At 69.4% G+C, this 3324-nt stretch carries 4 protein-coding genes; 2 read left to right on the top strand and 2 right to left on the bottom strand.

Going from position 1 to position 3324, the window contains the following annotated elements; translation table 11 throughout:
• Positions 1-92 precede the first annotated feature (92 nt).
• Both LQV45_RS22140 and fdhA read left to right on the top strand, forming a co-directional pair.
• The gene (locus LQV45_RS22140; RefSeq protein WP_230008845.1) at positions 93-536 is read left to right on the top strand and encodes an iron chaperone; all 444 of its coding nucleotides are present in this window, start codon (positions 93-95) and stop codon (positions 534-536) included.
• 258 nt (positions 537-794) lie between these two features.
• Positions 795-2012 carry a formaldehyde dehydrogenase, glutathione-independent gene (fdhA, locus tag LQV45_RS22135; RefSeq protein ID WP_230008844.1) on the top strand — a complete coding sequence of 406 codons (1218 nt, stop codon included), beginning with the start codon at positions 795-797 and terminating at the stop codon, positions 2010-2012.
• Positions 2013-2062: 50 nt separating this feature from the next.
• Here fdhA and LQV45_RS22130 read toward each other — a convergent pair whose 3' ends face one another.
• A complete protein-coding gene (locus LQV45_RS22130) occupies positions 2063-3040 on the bottom strand; it encodes an SRPBCC family protein (RefSeq protein ID WP_230008843.1) in 978 nt (325 codons plus the stop codon).
• 19 nt (positions 3041-3059) lie between these two features.
• Positions 3060-3324 (bottom strand): helix-turn-helix transcriptional regulator (locus LQV45_RS22125; protein ID WP_230008842.1); only part of this gene is annotated, 265 nt, incomplete at its 5' end.

Below are 3324 nucleotides of genomic sequence, written 5' to 3'. Positions count from 1 at the left end.
CTGCCCCACGCGCTCGCGCATGGCCCTGTGTCAGCGCCGACAGCGGCGCTATCCTGCCCCCAGACCCCCAGACCTTCGGAAGGACGGATGCCATGGCGGCAGGCGGAGCGGGATTCAGCGACGAAGAACGCGCGGCGATGACGCAGCGCGCCGAAGAGCTCAAGGCCATGAAGGGCCTCAAGGGCGCGGCGAAGCTCGCGAAAGAGAATGACGCCTGCCTCGAGGCGATCGAAAAGCTCGAGGGCGACGACCGGGCCATCGCGGAGCGCGTGCACGTCATCGTGCTCGAGGAGGCACCGCACCTGAACCCCAAGACGTTCTACGGATTCCCCGCGTACGCGAAGGACGGCAAGGTCGTGGTGTTCTTCCAGCCGGCGTCGAAGTTCAAGACCCGCTACGGGACGGTGAGCTTCGACGAGTCCGCGCAACTCGACGACGGCCCGATGTGGCCGGTGTCCTACGCGGTGCTCGAGGTCACGCCCGAGGTCGAAGACGCGATCCGCGTCCTCGTGCGGCGGGCAGCCCCCGCCGCCTGACCGACGGAGGGATGCCATGGCCCCGGGCCCTGGCATCCGGAGTCTCCCCGCCGTGCGACGTGGCCCCCGCCCCTCGTGAGAGAACGTTTCTCAACTGCGGCGCCGACCGCGACACGCATTGACGCGACCGTGCGCCCGGGGTTTGGGTGAAGACATCCGTCACGACGTCGTGATCGCGAGATCGCCGCCGTGTCGGAGGGTCTACGGATCCTGCCTGCACGACACGATCGGTCGGGCGACCGGCTGGAGAGGACGAAGATGTCAGGGAACAGAGCAGTCGCGTACAAGGAGCCCGGGGTCGTCGAGGTCGTCGACACCGACTATCCGGAGTTCGAGCTGAAGGACGGACCCGGGGTCAACCCGGCCAACGTCGGCCGCAAGGTGCCGCACGGAGCGATCCTGCGCACGGTGTCGACGAACATCTGCGGATCCGACCAGCACATGGTGCGCGGTCGCACCACCGCCCCGGCCGGCCTCGTGCTGGGCCATGAGATCACCGGTGAGGTCGTCGAGGTCGGCCCCGACGTCGAGTTCGTCAAGGTCGGCGACATCGTCTCGGTGCCGTTCAACATCGCCTGCGGCCGCTGCCGCAACTGCAAGGAGGGCAAGACCGGCATCTGCCTGAACGTCAATCCCGACCGCCCCGGGAGCGCCTACGGCTACGTCGACATGGGTGGCTGGGTCGGCGGGCAGGCCGAGTACGTGCTCGTGCCGTACGCGGACTGGAACCTGCTGGTGTTCCCCGACCGCGAGCAGGCGCTGGAGAAGATCCTCGACCTGACGATGCTCTCCGACATCTTCCCGACCGGCTTCCACGGCGCGTACTCGGCGGGCGTCCGCCCGGGATCGACGGTGTACATCGCGGGCGCGGGCCCGGTCGGCATCGCCGCGGCGGTCGGCGCGCAACTGCTGGGTGCGGCCGCGGTGCTCGTCGGCGACCTCAACCCCGAGCGCCTCGCGCAGGTGCGCTCCCTCGGATTCGCGAGCGTCGACGTGTCGAAGGGTGATCCGGGTGAGCAGATCGAGCAGATCCTCGGGGTTCCCGAGGTGGATGCCGCGGTCGACGCGGTCGGCTTCGAGGCACGTGGCCACGGGGCCGACGCCGGACACGAAGCCCCCGCGACGGTGCTGAACTCGCTGTTCCAGGTGACGGCGGCCGGTGGTGCCCTCGGCATCCCGGGTCTGTACGTCACGGGCGACCCGGGCGGTGTCGACGAGGCGGCCAAGGTCGGTTCGCTGTCGCTGCGGTTGGGTCTCGGCTGGGCCAAGTCGCTGTCGTTCACGACGGGCCAGTGCCCGGTGATGAAGTACAACCGGCAGCTGATGATGGCGATCCTGCACGACAAGGTGCAGATCGCGAAGGCGGTCAACGCGACGCCGATCAGTCTCGACGAGGCTCCGCAGGGCTACGCCGACTTCGACAAGGGCGCGCCGCGCAAGTACGTGCTGAACCCGAACGGCTACATCCGCACCTGAGTGGGAACGGGGGCGGCGGGCCGGATCGTCCGGCCCGCCGCCTTCGGCGTTCAGCCGACGAGCACGCCCTCCAGGCGCTGGTAGCTGGTCTCCATGCCGTCGATCATGCCCGTCGCGAGAACCATGTCGCGGGTCGCGGCATCCGGGTACTCGATCAGAAGTGTCAGCAGGGTGGCGCCGTCCTCTTCGTAGAGGGACAGGTCGTTCGTCGTGGACGGGAAGTCGGTGCCGGTCATGTGCTCGGTCTGCACCACCCGCCGCGGCGCGTCGATCATCAGCACCTCACCGTCGAAGCCGAACGCCTCGCCCTCGGTGCCGGGCTCGGGCGCCCACGCCGTGCGGTAGGTCGCGCCCGCGGTGTCGCCGATCTCGCACTCGGTCATCCGCCAGCCGTCCGGCCCGAGCAGCCACTGCCGCATGAGGTCGGGGTCGGTGTGCGCGCGCCACACCAGGTCGCGCGGCCCGTCGATGAGGCGCGTGATGCGCACGTGGTGGTCGCTGAGCACCTCGAGCTGCGTGCCTTTGCCCTGCGCGTACTCCCGGAGGTCCTGCACGACGATGTCGAGCTGGTTCATCGCGAGGGTGGAGCCCTCGACGACGCCCATCGCCACGACCTGCTCGAGTGCCTCGGCCGAGGCGAAGCGCGACACGCTCGTGAGACGCGAGCCCTCGGGCGTCGCTTCGAACGTCAGCGCCATGCGCATCGCCGGCATCGTCTCGAGCGGTTCGCCGTCGTCGTCGGCGAACGAATCGATGACCTCGTATCCGCGTGGCGGATCGATCGAGAGGAACTCCCAGGTGCCGTTCGCGCTCTCGCCGGTCGGCGACGTCATGCGGTATTTCGCGCGACCGCCGGGGGCGAAGTCGAACTGGTCGAAGGTCGACGGCCACCCGGGCGGGCCCCACACCCGCTCGAGCTGCCGCGGGTCGGTGAACACCGCCCACAGCCGCTCGGGGCCGACCGGGAAGTCGGCGACGAGGGTCATGGTGAGCGACTCGGTGTCGGTGTCGACGGAGGTGACGGGCATGAGGGACTCCTTGATCTGGTCAGTTCGCGGTCGTGCTCGGAGGGTGGATGCCGGATGCCGAGGCATCCGGGTCTTCGGCGAGGAGCGCATCGAGGCGATCGATGCGTCCACGCCAGAGGTCTTCGTAGGAGCGGAGGAGCTGCTGCACCCGCGCGATGGCACTCGGGTCGGCCTGCACGAGCCGCTCCCTTCCGTCGGCGCGCTTGCGGACGAGTCCGGCCGCGACGAGCACCCCGATGTGCTTCGAGACCGCGGCGAACGACATCGCGTAGCCCGCGGCGAGC

The sequence above is a fragment of the Microbacterium sp. Bi128 genome (assembly GCF_918698205.1).
The sequence above is the reverse complement of the archived record's forward strand: the minus strand, read 5'-3'. Positions and strand labels throughout refer to the sequence as shown.

Coding starts and splice junctions, on each gene's coding strand:
- LQV45_RS22130 (WP_230008843.1), bottom strand. CDS start 3,040: ATGCCCGTCACCTCCGTCGACACCGACACCGAGTCGCTCACCATGACC.
- LQV45_RS22140 (WP_230008845.1), top strand. CDS start 93: ATGGCGGCAGGCGGAGCGGGATTCAGCGACGAAGAACGCGCGGCGATG.
- fdhA (WP_230008844.1), top strand. CDS start 795: ATGTCAGGGAACAGAGCAGTCGCGTACAAGGAGCCCGGGGTCGTCGAG.